This window comes from Variovorax sp. YR634, from assembly GCF_900106655.1.
Classification (GTDB): Bacteria; Pseudomonadota; Gammaproteobacteria; order Burkholderiales; family Burkholderiaceae_C; genus Variovorax.
Window position 1 is genome coordinate 15,254 of record NZ_FNOL01000012.1, and the last position, 23,505, is coordinate 38,758.

The window sequence follows — 23,505 nt, forward strand, 5'->3', positions numbered from 1 at the left end:
CTTTCAAGGAATGTAACGCACCCACTCTCCACCTGAGATGACAGCGGCAGCTACTTCGCTAAAGCAGCTCTTCGCCCACGATGGGCAGCAGCAGCCAGTTCTTGAAGCGCAGCCAGAGGAATTCGCCAGGCTCGTCCTCGTGAACGATGTCGCCGCCGGCGTCGTCGTACTCCAGCCATTGCACGCGCCGGCCGTTGGGCCCGAGCCGCAGCCGGTAGCCGAGGTTCACGCGCTCGCCCGACATGAGCTTGTTGTAGTCCTGCACCAGCTCGGGACTGTCGATGACCAGGCCGATCTCGGTGTTGACGGCGGCCGAGCGGTGGTCGAGGTTCATCGAGCCGACGAAGAAGCGCTCGTTGTCGACGATCGCGAGCTTGGCGTGCAGCCGGCTGATCGACTTGCCGAAGTCGCCGAAGCGGCCCGAGCTGCCGCTGAGCGTGGGCGCGATCTCGAAGATGGTGACGCCGATCTTCAGCATGTCGGCGCGGTAGCGCTCGTAGCCCGCGTAGGCCAGCGGCTCGTCGGTCGCGCCCAGCGAGTTGGTCACGACCGTGATGCGCCCGCCCTTGGCGATGCACGCCCGCATCTCCTCCAGGCCCTTGGGGCCCGGAATGAAGTACGGCGAGGCAATGACGACCTCGCGCCGCGTGGCGTTGATCACGCTGAGCGCGCCTTCTGTCACGCTGCCGATGTAGGCCTCGTCGGCCTTGCGCGTGATCTTGTCGGGGTCGTCGATGAACAGCGTGGCCGGCGCCCAATAACGGTCGAGCTTGCCGGTGATGAGCTGCTCGCCCACGGGCGACTTGTTGAGCACGTCGCGCGGGCGAATGGGCACGTCGGGCACGGCCGTGCGCGCAATTTCGTCGAAGCGCCGCTGCGCCGCCTCGCGCGTCATGCCGCGCAGCGGCGCGATGCGCTCGATGGGCCATGCGTGCGAGCTGTTCCAGTAGCGGTCGAAGCCTTCGGACATCTGCCGCACGACCGGGCCGCTGGAAATCACGTCCATGTCGATGAAGTTCGCGGCCGTGCTGCGCATGAAGTACTCGTTGCCGATGTTGCGGCCGCCCGACACGGCAAAGCTGTTGTCGGCCACCAGCAGCTTGTTGTGCATGCGGTGGTTGATGCGGCCGAAGTCGGTCAGCGACATGAGCAGCCGCGTGCCGAGCGAACTGGCGCGCGAAGGCAGCGGGTTGAACAGCCGCACCTCCACATTGGGAAAGGCCGCGAGCGTGCCGAACAGCTCGTCCTCGCCGCCGGTGTAGAGGTCGTCCACCAGCAGGCGCACCCGCACGCCACGCGCCGCGGCCTCGCGCAGTTCGCGTAGGAACAGCAGGCCGATGTCGTCGCGCTGCACCAGGTAGTACTGCACGTCGAGCGACTTCTCGGCATGCCGAGCGAGCGAGATGCGGGCGTCGAAGGCAAACGCCGCCTCGGGCAGCAGCCGGAAACCCGACAGCGCGGTGGAATCGCCCGGCGCGCCCTTGGCCGCCAGTTGCCCCAGTTCTGTCTGCGCCACGTCGGTGAACGCCGTGACGTTCGCCTTCGGCTCGGGCGGCGGCAGGCTGACGCAGCCGGTGAGCCAAATGGCCGCCAGGACGCTCAGGCAGGCGGCAAAACGACGGACGATGAGGGCGCGCATGGCCCGAACTGTAGCTCGCGGCGGGCCCGGATGGCGGCCCTATCATCGAAGCGAAACAAAAGGAAAAGAAGCGTGCTCAACGGCTTGTGGCTTGGTTTCTTCGGGGTGGCGGCACTGGCGGCGCTGGGGCGGTGGCTCATCGGCGGCGACCCGACCGTGTTCGCGGCGCTGGTCGAGAGCCTGTTCGCGATGGCGCGGCTGGCGGTCGAGGTGATGGTGCTGCTGTTCGGCACGCTCACGCTGTGGCTGGGCTTTTTGCGCATCGCCGAGGCGGCGGGGCTGGTCGGCTGGCTCGCACGGCTGCTGGGGCCGCTGTTCCGGCGCCTCATGCCGGGCGTGCCGGCGGGGCACCCGGCGCTCGGGCTCATCACGATGAACTTTGCGGCCAACGCGCTGGGGCTGGACAACGCCGCCACGCCCATCGGCCTGAAGGCGATGCGCGAACTGCAGCGGCTGAACCCCGACCCGGTGACGGCCACCAACGCGCAGATCCTCTTCCTGGTACTTAATGCCTCGTCGCTGACCTTGCTACCGGTCACCATCTTCATGTACCGCGCACAACAGGGCGCGGGCGACCCGACGCTGGTGTTCCTGCCGATCCTGCTGGCCACCAGCGCCTCCACGCTGGTCGGGCTGCTCTCGGTGGCGGTGGCGCAGCGGCTGCGGCTGTGGGACCCGGTGGTGCTGGCCTACCTGCTGCCGGGCGCGCTGCTGCTGGGCGGCTTCATGGCGCTGCTGGGCACGCTGTCGGCGGCGGCCATTGCATCGCTGTCTTCGCTGCTGGGCAACCTCACGCTATTCGGCGTGATCGTCGTGTTCCTGCTGGCCGGGGCGATACGCCGCATCAAGGTGTACGAGTGTTTCATCGAAGGCGCGAAGGAAGGCTTCGACATCGCGAAGAACCTGCTGCCGTACCTCGTCGCGATGCTGTGCGCGGTCGGCGTACTGCGCGCTTCGGGCGCGCTCGACTTCGCGTTGAACGGCCTGCGCTGGCTGGTGAACGCCGGCGGCTTCGACGCTCGTTTCGTCGACGCCATGCCCACCGCGCTGGTCAAGCCCTTCTCGGGCAGCGCGGCGCGCGCGATGCTGATCGAGACCATGAAGAGCCAGGGCGTCGACAGCTTTCCCGCGCTGGTGGCCGCCACCATCCAGGGCAGCACCGAAACCACCTTCTACGTGCTGGCCGTGTATTTCGGCGCCGTTGGCATCCAGAGAGCGCGGCATGCGGTGGCCTGCGCGTTGCTGGCGGAGTTGGCCGGTGTTGTGGCGGCTGTCGCGGTCTGCTATTGGTTCTTTGGCTAGGACTCGGCGTTGTTTCGGGGCGCGATCACGCCGACGGGGTACCTTGCTCCGCGAATGTCCTCCGGCCTGCGGCCTCCTCCTTTATTTCGCTGCGCAAGGCACCCCATCGACGTGATCGTTCAGAGCACTTGTTGATAGGTCGGCATGAGCGCTGCGTCCATGTGCGAATGGCATCGGGTGCTCCCCGCAGCGAAATAAAGGAGGAGGCCGCAGGCCGGGGGACATTCGCGGAGGGGAGTACCCGGTGTCATTCGCACGCCCCCCGAACCCTCACTTCCGCGGCTCGACAACAGGAAACATCGGCTCGAAGGTATCGAGCATCGACAGCAGTTCACCCAGCTTCGCCCGGTCACCATCGATCTTCACCTTGCCCGCCAGCACCGCAGCAGGAAAGCTCGTCTCCTTCAGCGTGACCGCATCGAGCGTGGCGCGGCTCAGCGTGACCGTGGCATCGGCTCCCGGCTGCCGCCCCGCGATGTGCGTGAGCGCGGAGTTCTCCAGCGTCAGCACGAACTGCTGGTTCGAATCGGTGAAGTTCCAGTTGATGACCATCTTCTTGCCCTCGGCTTTGGCCGCATCGAGCCGCACGCCGAGGAAGTCGAAGAACAGGTCGTTGCTCACCGCCTTCAGCGTGTCGGCGTTGGAGCTGTTGCCGCCCGGAATCTTCGGCACGCCATTGCGCAGCTCCATCGCACCCACCAGATACGCGCTGCGCCAGGTGCCGGCCTCCGACTGGTAGCCCATCTGCTCGAGCGCATCGGCGCCCAGCTCGCGGGCTGCGCGGTTGGCCGGGTCGGCGTACACCAGCTGGCTCATCGCGCTGGCCACCCAGCGGAACTCGCCCTTCTTGAAGTCTTCGCGCGCACGCGCCAGCACTGCGTCTGCGCCGCCCATGTACTCGACCGTCTTCTTCGCATAGGCCACCGGCGGCAGCGGGTTCAGGTTGGCGGGATTGGCGTCGTACCAGCCCAGGTACTTCTGGTACACGGCCTTGGCGTTGTGCCGCAACGTGCCGTAGTAGCCGCGCGCGGACCACTCCTGCTCCAGGCTCGCGGGCATGCGCAGCGTTTCTGCGATGTCGGCCGACGTGTAGCCCTGGTTGAGCAAGCGCAGCGACTGGTCGTTGATGAACTTGTACATGTCGCGCTGCTTCTTCAGCAGATCGACGATGCGCTCGCCCCCGAAGGTGGGCCAGTGGTGCTGGGCGATGAGCACGTCTGTCTTGTCGCCGAAGGCCACGCGCGCCTCGTCGATGTACTTCGACCACAGGTTGCCGTCGCGCACCTCCGCGCCGCGGATGGTGTAGAGGTTGTGCATGTTGTGCGTCACGTCCTCCGCCATGTTCAGCACGCGGAACTGCGGCAGGTACATGATCATTTCCGACGGCGCCTCCGAGCCCGGCACGAGCTTGAAGACGAACTGCACGCCGTCGATGGTGCGTTCTTCGGTCGGCTTGTCGATTGTGGCCGTGGGCGCAATCAGCGAAATGGTGCCGCGCGCCAGCGCCTTGCCCAGGCCCGTGTCGACCTGCCCGCGCGCGCCCGGCGGCAGCAGCGTGCCGAACTGGTACTGCGAGCGCCGGCTCATCGCATTGCCCGCGAGGATGTTCTCGGCCACGGCCGTTTCCATGAAGCCCGAGGGCGCGAGCACCTGCACCTTGCCGGCCGTCACGTCGGCCTCGTCGATCACGCCCTTCACGCCGCCGAAGTGATCGGCATGGCCGTGCGTGTAGATCACCGTGCCCACCGGCTTGTGCGGGCGGTGCTGGTAGTACAGGGCAAGCGCGGCGCGCGCGGTTTCGGCGGCCAGCAGCGGGTCGATGACGATCAGCGAGCTGTCGCCTTCCACGATGGTCATGTTGGCAATGTCGAAGCCGCGCACCTGGTAGACGCGGTCGGTCACCTTGAACAGGCCGTGGATCGCATTGAGCTGCGCCTGGCGCCACAGGCTCGGGTTGACGGTGTCGGCCGCTTCGTTTGCCTTCAGGAAGTCGTAGGGCTTCATGCTCCACACCGGCCGCGTGCCGCTGCCGGGCACCAGCGCATCGGGCACGGTGCCGACGAAGCCGCGCATCGCGTCCTCGAAGTCCTGCCGGTTGGCGAAAGGCAGCGTCTTCGCCATGTCGGCGTTGGCTTGCAGCGTGGAAGGCTCGGGCGCCTTGGGCGCGATCTGCGCGGAGATCGACGGGGCGCCGAGCGCGCAAGCCAGTGCGACGAATGCAGCTGTGGAGAAGGAAGAAGGGGTCATCCGGCAATTCTCCGAAGCGGCAGAAGCATTGGCAAATGCAAAATACGCGCTTCCTTTTTAAGTGAAACGCAAAATGCAGTTGCGCCAGCTCCAGCATCTTGTTGCCCTTGCCGAGCAGGGCAGCTTCGGCCGCGCAGCGCAGGCCGTGCACCTGTCACAGCCCGCGCTCTCGCGCAGCATCGACACCCTGGAAGACAACCTGCAGGCGCGCCTGATCGACCGGGCCTATGGCACCGTGCGCTTCACGCAAGCCGGCGAGCTCGTGCTGGCGCGTGCCCGCGAACTGCTGGCCGATGCGCAGCAGATCCAGCGCGACGTGCTGCAGCTCGAAGGCCTGGCCATCGGCAGCCTCGCCGTGGGGCTCGGTCCCTTCGCCGCGAGCACGCTCGGGCGCATGGCCTTGTCGCTGATGACGCAGCGCCATCCGCAACTCCTGATGCGCATGGAAGTGGCCGACACCGCCACGCTCAGCGAGCGCCTGCACCGGCGCCAGCTCGACCTGTTTATCGCCGACACCCGCGACCTGAAGAAGCAGCCCGGCCTCAAGCTTGCCCGGCTGCCCGACCTGCCCGTCTCGTTCTTCGTGCAGCCGAAGCACCCGCTGCGCCGGCTGAAGCAGGTAACGCTGGAAAAAGCCATGCGCTATCCCGTGGCCGGCCCCAACCTCCCCGCCGAGGTGGCTGCGTATTTCGACAGCCAGATCCAGCGCGACGACCGCGGCGTGTTCAACGTCACCTGCGACGACGCCGGCACCCTGCGCCACCTGGCCCTGACCGCCAACGCGGTCATCCTCGCGCCCCACGCGCCGGCCCTGAACACCGACACCAACGCCCTCGTGCCCCTGCCGGTGGCCGGCTTTGCCCGCATGCAGACGCACTACAGCCTGGTGACGCTCGCGGGCCGAACGCCCTCGGCCGCCGCCACCGTCTATACCCGCCTGGTGACAGAGTTGATGGGCTCGGTCAGGCAGCCCGCCGGGCGCTGAGCCAAAATGGCCCTCCTGCCGACCACCGCCCAGCCTCTTTCGTGACCACTCCCCGCCGGGCCCAGCCGCCCTCCTTTTCGACCGACGAGTTTCGTGAATCGCTCGGCATGTTCGCCACCGGCGTCACCGTGGTCACTGCGCGCGCGGCCGACGGCACGCTGGTCGGCCTCACCGCCAACTCGTTCAACTCGGTGTCGCTGGCACCGCCGCTGGTGCTGTGGAGCCTTGCACGCGCGGCCGGCTCGATGCCCGCACTGAGCACCGGCTCGCACTACACGGTGAACATCCTGGCGGCCAACCAGAAGGCGCTGGCCGAGCGCTTCGCCACCAAGAACATCGACCGCTGGGCCGACGTGGCCTTCACCGAGGGCCTCGGCGGTGCGCCGGTGCTGGTAGGCGCGGCGGCCAGCTTCGAGTGCTTCAACCGCAGCCGCTATGACGAAGGCGACCACGTGATCTTCGTGGGCGAGGTGGAGCGCTGCACGCACGACGCGGGCGCCTCGCCGCTGCTGTTCCACGGCGGGCGCTTCTACACCGAGCATCCCTTGTAATGAACCGCCCTGCGCTCCTGTCGTCTGTCTTGTTGCTTGCCGCACAGACCGGCATGGCGCAGGAAGCGAACGGGCCGCTCAAGCAGAACTGGTTCGACGACCCGTTCTTCCAGGTGTCCGCGGGCCTGCCGGCCTGCGCCATGCCCGAGGGGCCGTTCTACACCGCCGAAGAGCGCCGCATGCAGACCCATTCGCGGCTGGAGCGCGGCACCAGCTGCTGGCTGGCCGGCAAATGCACCGACAGCAACGCCTACCGCTACGACAAGCCCCTCGCGCCCAAGGTGCGCGCCGCGCTGCTGGCGGTGCCCGGAGTGAACAAGGGCAGCGTGTGGGTCATGATCCAGCGCCGCTGGGTGTACCTGCAGGGCTGCGTGCCGAACGCGGCGCTGGCGAAGAAGCTGGAACGCGCGGCGCGTGCATTGCCCGATGTGGAGACCGTGGTGCCTGACCTGATGGTGGGTCCGCGCGGCAAGCCGCCGTACCCGGTGGCCACAGCGAAATAGGGCGAGCGCAGCGTTCAGTTACCCAATGCCGATTCGTGCCAGTGCCGCAGCAGCAGCCGGCCGATCGCGCTCACCACCAGGAAAAACAGAAAGCCCAGCAGCGTCGCCGCGATCACCTCGGCGAACAGCAGTGCGGTGTACATGCGCCCCTGCGCGAACACGATCTGCACGCCCAGCCCGCCTTCGGCATTCCCCGAGCCGATGATGAATTCGCCCACGATGGCGCCGATCACCGACAACCCTGCCGAGATGCGCAGCCCCGCGAAGATGTGCGGCAGCGCACCCGGCAACCGCAGCTTCCAGAACGACACCAGCCCGCTCGCGCGGTGCAGCGCGAACAGCTCCGCAAGATTGCGCGAGGTCGAGCGCAGGCCCAGCATCGTGTTGTTGATGATGGGGAACAGCGACATGATGAAGCTGACGATCACCACCGACAGCTCGTTGTAGCCGAACCAGAGCACGATGAGCGGTGCGATCGCCACCACCGGTACGGTCTGCAGCAGCACCGCGTACGGGTACAGGCTGCGCTCCAGCAGCCGCGACTGCGCCAGCACCGCCGCGCCTGCGATGCCGAGGAAGATGGCCAGCGCATAGCCCAGCAGCGCCTCCTTCAGCGTGGACAGCGTCGCGCCTGCGAGCACGCCAGCGTTCTCGGCCGTGGCTGCCGCCACTTCCTGCGGCGACGGCAGCAGATAGCCCTTGCCCTGGTAGACGGTGGCACTCAGCAGCCACCACAGGCCGATGGCGAGCAGCGCGACGACCAGCACGGGGGCGGCGTTGCGCACGAAAGCCATGGCCGAAGAAGAAGAATCGGATCGGGTCATCGCCATCTCCCTCAAGCCACGGCTTGCGCATGGTGCTGCGCACGCAGCACCGCCGTCACCTGTCCCGTAAGCGCCGCAAAGCCGGCGCTGGCGCGCAACTCGGGCGCGCGCGGGAATTCGAAAGGCACGTCGATCACGTCGAGGATGCGCCCCGGCCGCGGCGACATCACCACCACCCGGTTCGACAGGTACACCGCCTCATGCACGTTGTGCGTGACCAGCGCGGCGGTAAAGCCGGCCTGGCGCCACAACGACGAGAGCTCTTCCTGCAGCACGTCGCGCGTGAGTTCGTCGACCGCCGCCAGTGGCTCGTCGAGCAGCAGCAGCCCCGGCCGCAACGCCAGCGCGCGCGCCAGCGACAGCCGCATGCGCATGCCGCCCGAAAGCTGGTGCGGGTACGACTTCTCGAAGCCCGCAAGCCCCACCAGCTTCAGCGCCTCGGCCGCACGCGCCCGGTAGCTCGCGGGCGCATGGCCTTCGAGCTCCATCAGCAGCTGCGCGTTGCGCTCCACGGTGCGCCAGGGCAGCAGCGCGGCTTCCTGGAACACGAAGGCGGTCTCGATGCCGTCGGGCCGCGTGCAACGGCCCGTGCTCGGCGCGATCAGCCCCGCCATGATGCGCAGCAGCGTCGACTTACCGCAGCCAGAAGGTCCGACGATGGAGACGAATTCGCCGGGGCGCAGCGCGAGGTCGACCGTGCCCAGCGCCTGCAACCCGGAGTCGAAGCGCTTGGACACGCCCTCCAGCCCGACGGCCGCGCCGCTCATGGGTTGCAGCCCGGCACCAGCGTGCGGTCGTAGCCCTGCTTCGCGTCGAAGTTCGCCGGCAGGAAGTTGACGCTGCGCAGCTGCCCCGCAAGCTCGCTCCAGCGCGCGTCGGTCATGCAGCCGATGCGGCCGAGGTCGTGCGAGATCAGCGTCTCGATCATTTCCTTGTTGGCCGCGTCGTAGATCTCGGGCGTCATCTGCTTGTTCATGCCGGTGATCAGCGGCTTCAGCCCCGAGGGGTTGCGCACGTAGTTGGCCCAGCCCTTCTGCACCGCCGCGATGGTGGCCTTCACCAGCGCGGGGTTCTTTCGGATCATGTCGTCGGTGGTGAACAGCACGTCGTAGGGCCGGTAGCCCAGCGACGCCAGCGTGACCTGCTGCACCTGCACGCCGGCCGCGGCCATGCGCGCGGGCAGGAAGAGCGAGTAGCCCTGCTGCACCATCTTCGGGTCGTTGCGGAACAGGCTCAGGTCGCCGCTCACCGGGATCTCGCGCGTGCCGGCGAGCTTGTATTGCTTCTTCGTCCACTCCCAGTAGGCGTTGCCGATGTTCACCGCGAAGGTGCGGCCCTGCAGGTCGGCGATGGACTTCACGGCCGGGTCGGCGTGGTAGACCAGCGTGTAGGGCACGTAGTCGAGGTGCGCGAACACCGCACGCACCGGCGCGCCGCGCAGGCGGGCCAGCAGCACGTCGTCGGCATTGCCGATGCCGAACTCGGCCTGGCCCGAGGCCACCTGCGGAATGGTCTGGATCTTCGGGCCGCCCTGCAGCACGCTGATCTCGATGCCGGCTTCCTTGCCGAGCTTGTCCTGCTGGGCCTGCCAGTAGCCGGCCTGGTCGGGCTGGGCGAACCAGTTGCTGAGGATGCGCACGGGCTTGGGAGCGTCGGCAGCCTGCGCGAGAAGAGGCAGCACCGCCGCCAGCGCCAACGGGAACGCAATGCGAAGGGCGGAAGAAATCATGATGCGGAAACCTTGAGCCATGGAAGTTGCGCCGCGCTGTAGCGGAAGGTCTGGAACACGCTGTTCTGCCGGCCGGGCACGTACTTGCGCGCGGCCTCGTCCGGGTATTCGGCGAACCAGGGAATCACGTACTCCCACACCACCTCGCCGGCCGGCGTGACCTCGAACAGGCGCCCCGTGGCCGACTCGGTGACGTGCGTGTTGCCGTTGGGCAGGCGCTGCGCGCTGCCCATGTAGGCGGTGTAGAACGCGTTGACCAGTTCGTCCGCGTACTGCCACACGACCTCGTTGGAGGCCGGGTCGATTTCGAGAACGCGTGAGAACGCCACATGCTTGCCGGTGCGGAAGTTGCCGTTGTCGAAAGCAAGAATGTGGCCGTTGGCCAGCGCGACGGGCGCGTGCTGGTGCGACAGCACCGAGGGCGGAATGTGCAGCTTCACACCTCCCGTGGCCTTGTCGACGCCGACGATGCCGGAGGTGGTGCGCAGGCTCATCAGCACCAGCCCCTCGCGCGTTACGTCCAGGCCGTTCACCAGCGGCCAGTGGGTGCGGCCGAAACCGGGGTGGATGGGGAAGTCTTCCGGCGCCAGGTGCTCCCAGGCCTTCCATTCCCACACCAGCTTGCCGTCGCGGTCGACCTCGCGGATCACGTCGCCGTACATCGCCTCGCCGGGGCCGTGGGCGGTGCCACCCGGCACGCGCTCGGCAAAGCCGGCCGGCACCGGCGCGCAGCCGGCGTACAGCAGGTGGCCGTTTTCGAGCCAGCGGGCGTCGTGGTGGTGCGTCGGGTCTTCGAAGCGCCAGACGATCTCGCCCTCTGGCGTGGCCTCGTAGAAATCGCCGCCGTGCCACAGCGACCAGGCGCCGTAGATCTCGGGCGAGTTCGCGTGGTTGCCGTTGTAGCCGAGGTTGCCGTTCTTCAGGATCACCGCCGCGCGGCCCGGGCGCACGGGCATCTTCCACTGGTGCGCGACGCGGCCCTCGATGTCGATCAGGTAGACGTTGCCGTCATCGGTCTGCGGCGCGATCAGGGTGTAGCCGCCGGCGCTGAGCGCCGGGTCGTGGGCGATCAGGCCGGTGCCGCGGCGGCGCTGGGTGATCTGGTCGACGGTGGTTGTGGTCACGGAAGCGAACCTCGGGAGTTTGAAGAGTGGTGCGAATCTAGGCCGCATCGCCCGTCAGGAAAATCTGTTTGTTTCGTACGGTGCGTATAGAAAATCCATACACTTCCCGGCACCATGCGCGCCATCTCCCAGACCTTCCGCTGTTTCGACGAAGTGGCCCGCCGCGGCTCGGTGCGCAAGGCCGCCGAGGCGCTGCATCTCACGGCGGCCGCCGTGCACCAGCAGGTGCTCAACCTCGAGGAACAGGTGGGCACGCCGCTGTTCGACCGGTTGCCGCGCGGCATGCAGCTGACCACGGCCGGCGAGATCATGGTGGCCGCCGTGCGGCGCGGGCAGCGCGACTTCGACAACGCCATGGCCCAGGTGGAAGACCTGCGGTCGCTCAGGCGCGGGCACATCAACCTGGCGGTGTCGCATTCGTCGGCCGAACAGCTGGTGCCCGAGGTCATCGAGGCGGCCATGAAGAACTACCCGGGCGTGACCTACAGCGTGCGCTCGGGCAGCGGCGAGAACATCCTGAAGTGGGTGGCCAACGGCGAATCGGACATCGGCTTCTGCCTGCGCCGCAAGCCGCCGCCCGGCGTGGAAGAGATACGCGCGTTTCCGCAGCACCTGGGCCTGGTCACGCCGCCCGGCCATCCGCTGGCGGCGCTGGGCAAGCTGCCGCGGCTGCGCGACTGCCTGGACCACCCGCTGATCCTCATGACGCCCGACACCGAGCTGCGCGCCATGGTCGACCAGATCGACCACCGCGAGCACCGCAAGGTGCGCCCGCTGGTGGAGACCAGCTCGGTCGCGATGGTGCGGCGGCTGGTGGCCGGCGGCACGGGCATCGGCTTTCTCATTCCCGAGAACGTGGCCGAAGACGTGGAACGCGGCACGCTGGTGTGGACCGGCCTGGCCGACGCGGGGGCGCGCTCGTTCAGCTGCCTCTATCAGCGCGCGGGCCAGACCACGGCGGTGGCCATGGGCATGTTCCTGCAGTTCCTGGAGGCTGCGCTGCTGGCCATCGAAAAGCGCTTCGAGCAGCGCGCGCCGCTGCCTTCGCTGACCGGGTTCGCACAGTAAACACGCTGGCACGATACGATCATCGGATGAATTACGCGGCAACCCGCCGCGACTGACCGGCCCCGAATGATCCAGCGCAAGACCCACCTCGACTCCCTCGCCATCGGCCTGCTCATTGCCTGCTGCGCCTTCTGGGGCCTGCAGCAGATCCTCATCAAGACCACCGTGGCCGAGGTGCCGCCGATGTGGCAGGCCTCGATCCGCATGATCGGCGCCACGGTACTGCTGTGGCTGTGGTGTGTATCGCGAGGCGTGCCACTGTTCGAGCGCGACGGCACGCTGTGGCCCGGCTTGCTGGCCGGCCTGTTGTTCTCTGGCGAGTTCGCCGGCATCTACCTGGGGCTGCAGCACACCAGCGCCTCGCGGCTCACGGTGTTTCTCTACACCGCGCCTTTCTGGGTGTCGCTGCTGCTGCCGCGCTGGGTGCCGGCCGAGCGGCTACGGGGCTTCCAGTGGCTGGGGCTGTTCATTGCGTTCTCGGGCGTGGTGCTGGCCTTCAGCGAGGGCTTCGGCCACATGAGTTCGTCGCAGCTCATCGGCGACGGCATGGCGCTGGCGGCCGGCATGCTCTGGGGCCTGACCACGCTCACGCTGCGCACCACGCGCCTGGCCACGGCCAGTGCGGAGAAGACGCTGTTCTATCAAGTGGCGGTCACGGCGGCGGTGTGCCCGGTGCTGTCGCTGGCGCTCGGCGAGCACCGGGGCTTTTCGTATTCCGCGTGGGCCTGGACTTCCATCGGCCTGCAGACGGTGGTCGGCGCCTTCGCCAGCTACCTCGCGTGGATGTGGCTGCTGCGGCACTACCCGGCCACGCAGATGTCGTCCTTCACCTTTCTCACGCCGCTGTTCGCGCTGGTGTTCGGCGTGGTGCTGCTGAAAGAGCCGCTCACGGCGCAGCTGATCGTGGCGCTGGCCGGCGTGGCGCTGGGCATCGTGCTGGTGAACCGGCGGCCTGCGGTACAACGCTCGGCATGAGCAAGACCACAACGAACTTCCAGCCCGTTCTCGACGAAATCGTCGCCACGCTGCGCCCGCAGCTCGGCCAGGGTGGCACCGTCGCGAGCTACATCCCGGCGCTCGCCCGCGTGGACGCGCGGCAGTTCGGCATTTCGCTGCGTACCTGCCAGGGCGAAGAAGCCGGCGCGGGCGACTTCGAGACGCCCTTCTCCATCCAGAGCGTGTCGAAACTGTTCACGCTCACGCTCGCCATGCAGCGCATGGGCGACGCGCTGTGGGAGCGCATCGGGCGCGAGCCCTCGGGCAATCCGTTCAACTCGCTGGTGCAGCTCGAAAACGAGCAGGGCAAGCCCCGCAACCCGTTCATCAATGCCGGCGCCATCGCGGTGGCCGACCGGCTGGTGAGCCAGGCGAAGGCCACCGGCGGCAGCGCGAAGGCAGACATCCTCGCGCTCATGGGCAGCCTGTGTGGCGAGTCCATCGGCTTCGACGACGAAGTGGCGCAGTCGGAGGCCGACACGGGTTTTCGCAACGTCGCGCTGGCCAACTTCATGAAGAGCTTCGGCAAGATCGACAACGACGTCGCGACCGTGCTCGACACCTACTTCCACCAGTGCTCGCTGCGCATGAGCTGCCGCCAGCTGGCGCGCGCCGCCGCCTTCCTGTGCCGCGACGGGGCGCACCCGATCGACGGCGAGCCCGAGATCACGGGCGAGCGGCAGACGCGCCGCATCAACGCGCTGATGCTCACCTGCGGCACCTACGACGCGGCGGGCGACGTGGCCTTTTCCATCGGCCTGCCCTGCAAGAGCGGCGTGGGCGGCGGCATCGTGGCGGTGGTGCCCGACCGGCTCACGCTGTGCGTGTGGTCGCCCGCGCTCGATGCCACCGGCAATTCGCTGCTGGGCATGAAGGCACTGGAGCTCTTCGTCGCGCGCACGGGGCTGTCGGTCTTCTGATCGATCAGGCCGCCATGGCCACCGGCGCCGTGGCCAGGCTGCCCATGCCTTCCAGCGCGGCCTCCACTGCCTCGTCGAGCGGCGTGTGCGGCTCACGACCCAGGAAGGCAACCAGCTTCGCGTTGTCCATGCCCACGGGCGTTTGCCACAGGTAGCGCATCTCGCGCATTTCGCGGAAGGTGGTGACGAAGGGCGAGGCCAGCGCCAGCAGCCACCACGGAAAGGCCGACACACTCACCTTGGCACCTGTGCGGCGAGCAACTACCTTGCGGATGGCATCGCTCATGCGCGTGCCGTCGGCGTCCCAATGGTCGGCCATGTGAAAGCGGGCGAAGGCTTCGAGCCGGTCACGCCGCGCCAGCAGCTCGACCATGGTGCGGGCCACGTCCGGCAGGTACGACCACTGGTGGCCAATGCCGGCGCGGCCGGGATAGCTCACGCCCTTGACGGGCTGGCCCGCCTTCACCAGCCCCTGCGAGAACCAGTTGTTGCCGGCCTTCGGTCCGAAGAAATCGCCGGCGCGCACGATCAGCACGCGGGCACCCTGGCGGCTGGCGTCTTCGAGGCGCCGTTCCATCTCGACGCGGATCGCGCCCTTGCGCGTGGCCGGATGCTGCGGCGAGTCTTCGGCCAGCAGCGGGAAGGCATCGGGGCCGAAGTTGTAGACCGTGCCGGGCAGCACGATCGTCGCGCCTTCGGCCTTCGCGGCGGCGATGGTGTTGTCGAGCATCGGCAGCACCAGCTCCGACCAGCGGCGGTAGCCCGGCGGGTTGACCGCATGCACGATGACCGAGCAGCCCTTCGCGGCCCGGCGCACGGCCTGCGCATCCATTGCGTCGCCAGCCAGCCAGGTGATGCCGTCCCTGCGTCCTTCGGTCGCGCCGCGCTTGAGCGCGCGCACCTCCCAGCCCGCATCGCGCAGCTGGCTGGCTACCTCGCCGCCGATGCCGCCCGTTGCGCCAAGAATCAGAACCGTGTCGTTGCGTGCCATGAAATGCTCCAGAACAGTTGTCAATGGAGGAATTCTGGGTTCGGCAGGGTTCGATTGGAATTGCCGAACATGAGCCATCGGCCATACATTTATGTATGACTTCGAATATCGGCTGGGAGCTGTACCGCTCCTTCCTCGGCGTGCTGCGCGAGGGCTCTCTCTCGGGCGCGGCGCGCGCGCTCGGCATCACGCAGCCCACGGCCGGGCGCCACGTGGCAGCGCTCGAAGAGGCGCTGGGCGTGGTGCTCTTCACGCGCTCGCAGACAGGGCTGCTTCCCACCGAGGTGGCGCTGTCGCTGCGCGCGCACGCCGAGGCCATGGAAAGCACCGCCGCCTCGCTGGAGCGGGCCGCCAGCAGCCAGGGCGAAGGCGTGCGCGGCGTGGTGCGGGTGTCGGCCAGCGAGGTGGTCAGCGTCGAAGTGCTGCCGCCCATCGTGGCGCGGCTGCGCGAGGCGCACCCGGCGCTGAAGGTCGAGCTGGTGTCGACCAATCGCGTGCAGGACCTGCTTCAGCGCGAAGCCGACATCGCCGTGCGCATGGTGCGGCCCAGGCAAGAGCAGCTGCTGGCGCGCCGCATCGGCAACATCGAGCTGGGCTTCCATGCGCACCGCGACTACCTCGCCCGCCACGGCACGCCGCGCAAGCTGGAGGAGCTGGCCGCGCATTCGGTGATCGGCTACGACCAGCCCTCGGCCTTCGTGCGCAACGCGGGCAAGTCGCTCAAGGTCTTTTCGCGCGATGGCTTTTCGCTGCGCACCGACAGCGACCTCGCGCAGCTGGCGCTGATCCGTGCGGGCGCGGGCGTCGGCATCTGCCAGGTGGCGCTGGCCAGGCGCAACGACGCGCTGGTGCGGCTGATGCCGCGCACCTTCTCGCTGAAGCTCGACACCTGGGTCACGATGCACGAAGACCTGCGCAACAGCCCGCGCTGCCGCGCCGCCTTCGACGCACTGGTCGAAGGCCTCTCGCTCTACATCGGCGGCCCTGCGGCAGAGGCGAAAATACCCCGCGCCAGACCAACGACACCCGAATGACCGACCCGACAGACTCCGACACCCTCCCCCTGCAGGAAGACCGCCTCTGGCGCGACGACCGCTGGACCGCCCGCATCATCAAGAACGAGGAAGACGACGGCTGGGCCGTCGAGATGACCCGCCACGGCGACCCCGAGCCGGCACTGGTCGGCCCCTGGACCATGGGCCGCGACAAGAAGAACCCGAAGCCGCTCGACGGCCCCGCCTTTTCCACGCTGGTGAAGACCGCCGCCGAAGTCATCCGCCGCCACGAGCAGCAGCTGCACGCCACGCTCAACAAGAGCGTGACCGTCACCGCGCGCAACGACCAGCGCATTCGCGTGGCCCTGGGCATCGTGCCCGACGAGGACAACCCCTCGGCCACGCTCACCGCCTATGACGACGCCGACGACTCCGAGCTCGCCAGCGTCAACGTGTCGCCCGCCTTCAGGCTCACCGCCTCCAGCGCCACCGCCTGGATCGAATCCGGCTACGCACGCCCCCGCTGAACACAGCACCCACCGCAATCAGCGAAATGACGTATGTGCAGCCCGCGCTGAGTTGAGAACAATCGGCTTCGACGACACGAACCCGTTGCACCGCAGACAGACAGGCCCGAACCGGTTGAACCCCGGTTCGGGCCTTTTTTGTTTGTTTTCTTTCTCAACCATCCTTCAGGAGCAGCGTCATGAGACATGGTGATATTTCGAGCAGCAACGATTGCGTGGGCGTCGCGGTCGTCAACTACAAGATGCCCCGCCTGCACACCAAGGCAGAGGTGCTGGACAACGCCCGCAAGATCGGCGAAATGCTGGTCGGCATGAAGAAGGGCCTGCCGGGCATGGACCTGGTGATCTTCCCGGAGTATTCGACGCACGGGATCATGTACGACGCCAAGGAGATGTACGACACCGCGGCCACCGTGCCGGGCGAGGAGACCGCGATCTTTGCCGACGCCTGCCGCCGCGCCAACGTGTGGGGCGTGTTCTCGCTGACCGGCGAGCGCCACGAGGAGCACCCGAACAAGGCGCCCTACAACACGCTGATCCTGATGAACAACAAGGGCGAGATCGTCCAGAAGTACCGCAAGATCATGCCGTGGGTGCCCATCGAGGGCTGGTATCCGGGCGACTGCACCTATGTGAGCGATGGCCCCAAGGGCATGAAGATCAGCCTGATCATCTGCGACGACGGCAACTACCCCGAGATCTGGCGCGACTGCGCGATGCGCGGCGCCGAGCTCATCGTGCGCTGCCAGGGCTACATGTACCCGGCCAAGGAGCAGCAGATCATGGTGTCGAAGGCCATGGCCTTCATGAACAACACCTACGTGGCGGTGGCCAACGCGGCGGGCTTCGACGGCGTGTACTCGTACTTCGGCCACTCGGCGCTGATCGGCTTCGACGGCCGCACGCTGGGCGAATGCGGCGAGGAAGAGATGGGCATCAACTACGCCGAGCTCTCGATGGGCCTGATCCGCGATGCGCGCAAGAACGGCCAGTCGCAGAACCACCTGTTCAAGCTCGTGCACCGCGGCTACACCGGCACCATCAACTCCGGCGACGGCGACAAGGGCGTGGCAGCCTGCCCGTACAACTTCTACACGAAGTGGATCAACGACCCAGAGGGCACGCGCGAAATGGTGGAGTCGTTCACGCGCAGCACGGTGGGCACGCCGGAATGCCCCATCGAGGGCATTCCGAACGAGCCGGCCCAGCACCGATGAACGCGGCGGTTCCCGATCCGCTGGCTGCCTACCGCATCGAGACCGAGCCCTTCTACCGGCCCGCGGGCAACGAGGTGGCGCTGTACCGGCAGGCGTACCGCCACCGCATGCCGCTGATCCTCAAGGGCCCGACCGGCTGCGGCAAGACCCGCTTCGTGGAGCACATGGCGTGGTCGCTGGGCCGGCCGCTGGTCACGCTGGCCTGCAACGAGGACATGACGGCCTCCGACCTCGTAGGGCGCTACCTGCTCGACGCCAACGGCACGGCCTGGCACGACGGGCCGCTGACACTCGCCGTGCGGCACGGCGGCATCTGCTATCTCGACGAGGTAGTGGAAGCGCGGCAGGACACGACCGTGGTGATCCACCCGCTGACGGACGCGCGGCGCATCCTGCCGCTCGACAAGAAGGGCGAGCTGGTGCGCGCGCATCCCGACTTTCAACTCGTGGTGTCATACAACCCCGGCTATCAGAGCAGCGCGAAGGACATGAAGCCTTCGACGCGCCAGCGCTTCGCGGCGCTGGAATTCGACTACCCCGACAGCGCGCTCGAAGCGGAGATCGTGTCGCACGAAGCCGCCATCGAACTCGACCTCGCGACGAAGCTGGTGGCCATCGCGCGCTGCTCGCGCGAGCTGAAGCACCGGGGGCTCGACGAAGGCGTGTCGACGCGCATGCTGATCTATGCGGGCGTGCTGATCCGCGACGGCGTGACGCCGCGCGAGAGCTGCGAGATGACGATGACGCGCGCGCTGACCGACGACCCCGACATGGCGAGCGCGCTACAGGGCTTTGTCGAAGCGCAGTTCGGATGAACGCTGCGTTGTCGCTGCTGGCCCGTGGCCTTGCCGGCATCGATGTCGAAGTGCAGGCGCTGGCCGGAACGCGCGTCGTGCTGGTCGGCAAGCGCCTGTTGCTGCCCGAGGGCGCGGGCGAAGAACGCTTGCATCGCGCCATGGTCGCGCATGCGGTCGCGCACCTGCGCCACTCCACGCCCGCCCGCCCGGCGCGTGCGCTCAAGCCCATGGGCATCGCGGTGATCTCGGCCATCGAGGACGCCCGCGTCGAACGCCTGCTGTGCCGCGACTTCCCCGGCCTGCACGGTTGGTTCGCTGAATCGCTGGCGTCCGTGCCCGACCCGCTGGACCTGGGCTTCGCGGCGCTCGTCGCGCGCATGGACCGCATGCTGATGCTGCCCGCATGGCAGGACGACAACCACTGGGTCAACAAGGCCCGCCGCCTTTTCGACGAAACCGTCGCACGCACTGGCCTTGAAGACTGCGACGCCTTCCGCGCCGTCGCCTCCATCCTTGCCAACGACCTCGGCCAGATGCGCGTGCGCTTCGAGCCTCGGGACTACGCGGTGCCCGCGCCCTATCGCGACGACAACAGCTACCTCTGGGATTTCGGCGACGCCGATACACCGCCGGACGAGGCCATCGCGCTCCAGCAATCGGGTGCGCTTGGTGAAGGCAGCAGCCACCCGTCAGCCGGCGGCATGGATGAGATGGAGTTGGGCCGCTACACCTACCCCGAATGGGACCGCAAGCTGGAGCGCCTGCGCCCCGGCTGGTGCACGGTGATCGAGAAGCTGCCCGCATGGCAAGGCCTCACCACACTGCGCGAGCAAGCCACGGCCGACAGCAAACGCATCCCTCCGCTCGCCCTGCCCCGCTCCCGCCATCTCGACCGCACGCACCGGCTGCGCCGCCAATGGGAAGGCGACGACATCGACCTGAACGCTGCCATCGAAGTGCTGATCGACCGCCGCCTGCGCCTGCAGCCCGCCCCCCGCCTGTTCATGCGCCCCGGCAAGGGCCCGCGCCCTTCGAGCCTGCTCGTGCTGCTCGACCTGTCGGCATCGGCGAACGATGCGGGCCCGCACACCGTCTCGCTGCTCGACATCGAAAAGCGGGCCGCCCTGCTGCTTGCCGCATCGAACACGCAAGGCATCGACCGCCTCGCGATTCACGGCTTTTCGTCGAACACGCGCGCCGAGGTCTATTACTACCGCCTGCTCGACTTCGGCCAGCCGCTCGATGCCGCGTCGCGCGCCACCATCGGCGCGGTGCAGGGGCGCTACTCCACGCGCATGGGCGCCGCGCTTCGCCATGCGACCTCGCACCTGCGCGGCGAGCCCGCGGGCCAGCGCGCGATCCTGCTCGTGACCGACGGCGCGCCTTCCGACATCGACGTGCACGACCCCAACTACCTGGTCGAAGACGCCCGCCAGGCCGTGGCCGAGGCGCGCGAAGCCGGCGTGCACACCGCCTGCATTGCGGTGGACGGCGCGGCCGATGCCTATGTGCGCCGCATCTTCGGCTGGCGCAACCACGGCATTGCCGACGATGTGCGCACGCTGCCCCAGCGCCTGGCGCGCATGAGCGCCCGGCTCGGGATGCTCAGGCCTGGCTGAACGCCGTCAGCACCTCCAGCACGCTCAGCGTCGCGCCGTCGAGCATCGCGTGCTGGCGATGCGCAATGCCCACGCGGCGCGTGAGCTTCGGGCTCACCGGCAGGATCTGCATGCGGTCGTTGCGCACCGTGTCGGTGGACTGCTGCAGCGGCAGCAGCGCGGCGCCATAGCCCGCCGCCACCAGGCTGCGCATGGCCGCGTCGTAGTTGAGCTCGATGCGTGCGCGCGGCGCGAAGCCGGCATCTGCGAACCACTCCATCGTGAGCCGGTACATGTGCGTGGTCGCCTCGTTGAAGATCAGCGGCTGCGTCGCCAGCCAGGCCGGCGTGACGCGCCTGGGCGCCTTCCAGCGCTGCGGCACGAAGGCCATCATGGGCTGCTCGCACCACGGCGTGACGACGATGCCGCGCAGCGGCGGCTGCGGAATGGCGACCAGGCCAATGTCGAGCGTGCCCGCCGCCAGCCGTTCCATGGCCTCGTAGGAGCCGCGGATGCTCACTTCGACGTCGATGCCCGAATGCTCCTCCCCCAGCGCTTCGAGCACCTGCGGCAGCAGGTCGACCAGCACGCCGGTCGAAGTGCCCAGGCGCACGCGGCCCACGCGCCCTTCGGCCTGGCGCTTGACTGCTTCGACGGCGTCGTCGGTGTCGCGCAGCAGCTTGCGTCCGCGCTCGACCAGCGCCGCTCCGGCGGCCGTGGGCGTGATGCGCCGGTTGCCGCGCACCACCAGCGGCGCGTCGAGGCGCGATTCGAGTTCGCTGATGTGCAGGCTCACCGTGGGCTGCGCCAGGTGCAGCGCCCTGGCCGCCGCCGAGAAGGTGCCGAGATCGACGATGGCGATGAGGGTGCGCAGTTGATCGAGGTTGAGCTGTCGCATCGGGTCGCCTCAGTATCAGTAAAGGTGATGGGAAGTGTCAGGAATCTCAACTTCCACAATAGCATGCACCGCCGGAAGATGAGCGCTCCCAACCAAGGAGCCCATCGTGACCGCGCCCAAGCCATCGTCTTTTCATCAACGCCTGATCCATGCCCTGCGCGGCTGGCGCCGCCGGGTGGTGAACAGCCGCCGCGCGCACGCCGACTCGCGGCAACTGGCCGGCATGAGCGACCATGATCTGCGCGACCTGGGTATCGGGCGCAGCGAAGTGCCCGAGTTGCTGGACCGCCATCGGCACTGATCAGGTTCTGCGCCCGTTTTGAGGTTCAATTCGGGCGTGCCCAAGCCTGCTCTCCTTTCCATCGAACTCACCTCGCCGCAGTCGGTCAACGGCCGGCGCGCGGCCTTTCAATCGCTCTGGCTGCTGGTGCGCATGCAGCATGCGCACGATGCCGGCGCCGGCATCGTGCGGCTGGCCGACCTGCGCGGCGAAGTGTCCGATGCCAGCACCTTGCGCATGGTCGTAAGCCGCGCGTTCCGCGACTTCAAGGCCTGGAACATCGAGGTCGGCTGGGGCGAAGACACGCAGCGCGAGCCCCGCTTCCTGAATGCCGAGCGGCGCAGCCAGGGCCCGTTCTGGCTGCCCGCCACCGAGGCCAAGCGCGTGCGCGTGCTGGTGCAAGGCCGCGCGGCCACGGCTGCCGAAGTGGCGTCGTTCCTCGGCCTGCGTTCGCGCAAAGCCCAAGCCACCGGCTCGCCGCCGCCCGACGCGGTGCATCTGCAGGACGCGGCTTTCTGGAAGCAGCTTGTCGCCTCGCAGCAGGCGGCGCGGCAGGGCCGGCTGATGGCGCCGGTGGCGGGCGGGAACGGCAGTGGCAACGGGAGCGCGCTCGAGTCGATCCGCCTCGCCGGCACGCTGGCAGCCACCGACTTCCAGCGCGCGCTGGTCACGCTCAACGAGGCCATGCTGTGGCGCCGGCTCGGCGACAACGAGCAGGCGCGTCGGCGGCTGCAGGCGTTGAAGAAGCAGCGGCTCGCGCACCACGTGGCGGGCAACGACTACCTCGGCGCGATGGAATGCATCGTCTCCGCATGGTGCGCCTACACCGCGCGCGACCTGCCGCTGGCGCAGTCGCTGCTGGGCGGCATGGCCGAAGATGCGGCGCGCGGGCTGGTGCTGCGGCACCACCCCGACGTGCGCTTCGAGTGGTGCAACCTGTGGGCGCTGGTGTGCCGCTCGCGCGCGCTGGCGCTGTCGGCCGAAGACAAGCCGGCGGCGGCCGCGCTGGCCGAAGAATCACTGCGCCGCTTCGGCGAGGCGCTGGCAGCCGCCTTCGAATCGCACTCCTTCGACGCGGCGCAGCACGTGGCCGCCAACATGGGCATGGCCGCATGGCTGTTCGATCGCGTAGGGTTGTCCGACCTGCCCGCGCTTGCACACGACGGCAAGGCCGACACCACGCGGCGCGCGGTGCAATGGATCGCCTTCAGCGAATGGCTCTGCGGCCACACCGACGGCCAGGGCCGCTCGGCGTGGAATGCGATCTACCTGATGCGCATCGCGCGCGGGCACTGCCGGCCAGAGAAGCAGCCCACGCTCGCGCAGTTCCGTGCGCAGAAGCCACTGGACCCGGCCGCCATCTCGAAGCTGGCCGGTCCGCTCGCCGATGCCTTCGATGCGACGCACTGGCCCGCGCGCTGGGTCGACGTGGCGCAAGCGCGGCTTGGCGACCACCAGGCGGGGCGCCGCCGCTACCCGGGGCTGCAGCATTGCAGCCTGCTGTTCGAGCACGCCTGGTATGCGGCGCACGCGGGCGACCTGAAGGCGGCGGAACAATCGCTGGACCTGCTGCGCGAAGCGCTGCCCCAGCTGGTGCCGAGCGACCGCGCCTACTTCACCGAATCATGGAACGACGCGCTGCCGGCCGAGCTGGTGCTGGAGGCAAAGCCGCCGCGCCGGCCTGCGGCGCGGCGCGCGAAGTCAACGCCCTAGTTGCAGGCGGCGATGGCGTGGGCGAAAACAGCGCTTCCCGCACCCGCTCGCGCAGCACCGGCAGCACATCGCTCTCGAACCACGGGTGGTGCTTGAACCAGCCCGTGTTGCGCGGCGATGGATGCGGCAGCGGAACAAAACGCGGCGCGTAGTCGGCAAAGGCCCGGGCGGTTTCGGTGACGCTGCCGCGCGCCGTCTTGCCGAGGAAGTGGCGCTGCGCGTACTGCCCGATGAGCAGCGTCAGTTCGATGCGCGACATCTGCGCGAGCAGCCGCTCGTGCCACAGCTCGGCGCATTCCTTGCGCGGCGGCAGGTCACCGCTGGCACCGCGCCCCGGGTAGCAATAGCCCATCGGCATGATCGCAATGCGCGTCGCGTCGTAGAACACGTCGCGGTCGATGCCGAGCCATCGGCGCAGCTGCTCGCCGCTCTTGTCGTCCCACGGCACGCCCGTGCGGTGCACGGTCATGCTGGGCGCCTGGCCGACGATCAGCAGCCGGGCACTCGCGCTGGCCTGCACCACCGGCCGCGGGCCCAGCGGCAGATGCGCCTCGCACACGCGGCAGGCGCGGATCTCGGCGAGCAGCGCATCCACGGTGCC

Annotated in this window: 22 protein-coding genes and 1 pseudogene; 14 read left to right on the forward strand and 9 right to left on the reverse strand. The window is 68.3% G+C overall.

Annotation, left to right across the window (positions count from 1 at the left end; all coding sequences use genetic code 11):
• Positions 1-58: 58 nt before the first annotated feature.
• A complete protein-coding gene (locus BLV60_RS19870) occupies positions 59-1,639 on the reverse strand; it encodes a phospholipase D family protein (RefSeq protein ID WP_093057004.1) in 1,581 nt (526 codons plus the stop codon).
• Positions 1,640-1,711: 72 nt separating this feature from the next.
• On the opposite strand from BLV60_RS19870, the gene BLV60_RS19875 reads away from it, so the two are divergent.
• Entirely contained in the window at positions 1,712-2,941 is a 1,230-nt protein-coding gene (locus BLV60_RS19875; RefSeq protein WP_093057005.1) for a nucleoside recognition domain-containing protein, read from the forward strand.
• A 270-nt stretch (positions 2,942-3,211) separates the two neighbouring features.
• Here BLV60_RS19875 and BLV60_RS19880 read toward each other — a convergent pair whose 3' ends face one another.
• Positions 3,212-5,188, reverse strand: a complete 1,977-nt coding sequence (locus BLV60_RS19880) for an alkyl/aryl-sulfatase (protein WP_093057006.1) — start codon at positions 5,186-5,188, stop codon at positions 3,212-3,214.
• 61 nt (positions 5,189-5,249) lie between these two features.
• Between BLV60_RS19880 and BLV60_RS19885 the strand changes: the two genes are divergently transcribed.
• The 3 genes from BLV60_RS19885 to BLV60_RS19895 are packed head-to-tail and all read left to right on the forward strand — an operon-like array spanning position 5,250 to position 7,227.
• Positions 5,250-6,173: a LysR family transcriptional regulator gene (locus BLV60_RS19885; protein ID WP_256329355.1), complete on the forward strand. Its 924-nt coding sequence runs from the start codon at positions 5,250-5,252 to the stop codon at positions 6,171-6,173.
• Between the two features lie 41 nt (positions 6,174-6,214).
• A complete protein-coding gene (locus tag BLV60_RS19890; RefSeq protein ID WP_093057008.1) occupies positions 6,215-6,724 on the forward strand; it encodes a flavin reductase family protein in 510 nt (169 codons plus the stop codon).
• Entirely contained in the window at positions 6,724-7,227 is a 504-nt protein-coding gene (locus tag BLV60_RS19895; protein WP_093057009.1) for a BON domain-containing protein, read from the forward strand. Before BLV60_RS19890 ends, BLV60_RS19895 begins: the two co-directional genes overlap by 1 nt.
• 14 nt (positions 7,228-7,241) lie before the next feature.
• On the opposite strand, the gene BLV60_RS19900 is transcribed toward BLV60_RS19895, so the two are convergent.
• Genes BLV60_RS19900 through BLV60_RS19915 form a run of 4 tightly spaced genes read right to left on the reverse strand, consistent with a single transcriptional unit; the run spans position 7,242 to position 10,904 of the window.
• Complete coding sequence (locus BLV60_RS19900; RefSeq protein WP_093057164.1) at positions 7,242-8,051, reverse strand: ABC transporter permease; 810 nt, start codon at positions 8,049-8,051, stop codon at positions 7,242-7,244.
• Between the two features lie 11 nt (positions 8,052-8,062).
• Complete coding sequence (locus BLV60_RS19905) at positions 8,063-8,818, reverse strand: ABC transporter ATP-binding protein (RefSeq protein ID WP_093057010.1); 756 nt, start codon at positions 8,816-8,818, stop codon at positions 8,063-8,065.
• On the reverse strand, positions 8,815-9,780 hold the full coding sequence (locus tag BLV60_RS19910) for an ABC transporter substrate-binding protein (protein WP_093057011.1): 966 nt from the start codon (positions 9,778-9,780) through the stop codon (positions 8,815-8,817). Before BLV60_RS19910 ends, BLV60_RS19905 begins: the two co-directional genes overlap by 4 nt.
• The gene (locus BLV60_RS19915; RefSeq protein WP_256329357.1) at positions 9,777-10,904 is read right to left on the reverse strand and encodes an aryl-sulfate sulfotransferase; all 1,128 of its coding nucleotides are present in this window, start codon (positions 10,902-10,904) and stop codon (positions 9,777-9,779) included. The genes BLV60_RS19910 and BLV60_RS19915 overlap by 4 nt, the downstream gene beginning before the upstream one ends.
• Before the next feature lie 114 nt (positions 10,905-11,018).
• On the opposite strand from BLV60_RS19915, the gene BLV60_RS19920 reads away from it, so the two are divergent.
• The 3 genes from BLV60_RS19920 to BLV60_RS19930 all read left to right on the forward strand — a co-directional run bounded on the left by BLV60_RS19920 (position 11,019) and on the right by BLV60_RS19930 (position 13,888).
• Positions 11,019-11,972: a LysR family transcriptional regulator gene (locus BLV60_RS19920; RefSeq protein ID WP_093057013.1), complete on the forward strand. Its 954-nt coding sequence runs from the start codon at positions 11,019-11,021 to the stop codon at positions 11,970-11,972.
• A gap of 66 nt (positions 11,973-12,038) precedes the next feature.
• Positions 12,039-12,947: a DMT family transporter gene (locus tag BLV60_RS19925; RefSeq protein WP_093057014.1), complete on the forward strand. Its 909-nt coding sequence runs from the start codon at positions 12,039-12,041 to the stop codon at positions 12,945-12,947.
• On the forward strand, positions 12,944-13,888 hold the full coding sequence (locus BLV60_RS19930; RefSeq protein WP_093057015.1) for a glutaminase: 945 nt from the start codon (positions 12,944-12,946) through the stop codon (positions 13,886-13,888). Before BLV60_RS19925 ends, BLV60_RS19930 begins: the two co-directional genes overlap by 4 nt.
• Before the next feature lie 4 nt (positions 13,889-13,892).
• Here BLV60_RS19930 and BLV60_RS19935 read toward each other — a convergent pair whose 3' ends face one another.
• Complete coding sequence (locus tag BLV60_RS19935) at positions 13,893-14,879, reverse strand: NAD-dependent epimerase/dehydratase family protein (RefSeq protein WP_093057016.1); 987 nt, start codon at positions 14,877-14,879, stop codon at positions 13,893-13,895.
• 95 nt (positions 14,880-14,974) lie between these two features.
• Between BLV60_RS19935 and BLV60_RS19940 the strand changes: the two genes are divergently transcribed.
• The 5 genes from BLV60_RS19940 to BLV60_RS19960 all read left to right on the forward strand — a co-directional run bounded on the left by BLV60_RS19940 (position 14,975) and on the right by BLV60_RS19960 (position 20,034).
• Entirely contained in the window at positions 14,975-15,913 is a 939-nt protein-coding gene (locus tag BLV60_RS19940) for a LysR family transcriptional regulator (RefSeq protein WP_093057017.1), read from the forward strand.
• The gene (locus BLV60_RS19945) at positions 15,910-16,401 is read left to right on the forward strand and encodes a hypothetical protein (RefSeq protein WP_093057018.1); all 492 of its coding nucleotides are present in this window, start codon (positions 15,910-15,912) and stop codon (positions 16,399-16,401) included. The genes BLV60_RS19940 and BLV60_RS19945 overlap by 4 nt, the downstream gene beginning before the upstream one ends.
• Positions 16,402-16,580: 179 nt before the next feature.
• A complete protein-coding gene (locus BLV60_RS19950; protein ID WP_093057019.1) occupies positions 16,581-17,618 on the forward strand; it encodes an aliphatic amidase in 1,038 nt (345 codons plus the stop codon).
• Positions 17,615-18,433, forward strand: a complete 819-nt coding sequence (locus tag BLV60_RS19955) for a CbbQ/NirQ/NorQ/GpvN family protein (RefSeq protein WP_093057020.1) — start codon at positions 17,615-17,617, stop codon at positions 18,431-18,433. The genes BLV60_RS19950 and BLV60_RS19955 overlap by 4 nt, the downstream gene beginning before the upstream one ends.
• Complete coding sequence (locus BLV60_RS19960) at positions 18,430-20,034, forward strand: nitric oxide reductase activation protein NorD (RefSeq protein WP_093057021.1); 1,605 nt, start codon at positions 18,430-18,432, stop codon at positions 20,032-20,034. Before BLV60_RS19955 ends, BLV60_RS19960 begins: the two co-directional genes overlap by 4 nt.
• Here BLV60_RS19960 and BLV60_RS19965 read toward each other — a convergent pair.
• On the reverse strand, positions 20,021-20,911 hold the full coding sequence (locus BLV60_RS19965) for a LysR family transcriptional regulator (protein ID WP_093057022.1): 891 nt from the start codon (positions 20,909-20,911) through the stop codon (positions 20,021-20,023). The genes BLV60_RS19960 and BLV60_RS19965 overlap by 14 nt on opposite strands.
• A gap of 106 nt (positions 20,912-21,017) precedes the next feature.
• Here BLV60_RS19965 and BLV60_RS19970 point away from each other — a divergent pair, with 106 nt between their 5' ends.
• Positions 21,018-21,212, forward strand: coding sequence for a YjiS-like domain-containing protein (locus BLV60_RS19970; RefSeq protein WP_093057023.1), 195 nt, complete (start codon positions 21,018-21,020; stop codon positions 21,210-21,212).
• A gap of 36 nt (positions 21,213-21,248) precedes the next feature.
• On the forward strand, positions 21,249-22,904 hold the full coding sequence (locus BLV60_RS19975) for a hypothetical protein (RefSeq protein WP_093057165.1): 1,656 nt from the start codon (positions 21,249-21,251) through the stop codon (positions 22,902-22,904).
• A gap of 28 nt (positions 22,905-22,932) precedes the next feature.
• On the opposite strand, the pseudogene BLV60_RS19980 reads toward BLV60_RS19975, so the two are convergent.
• Positions 22,933-23,499, reverse strand: a pseudogene (locus tag BLV60_RS19980) (uracil-DNA glycosylase family protein); the annotation flags it as partial.
• Between the last annotated feature and the right edge of the window lie 6 nt (positions 23,500-23,505).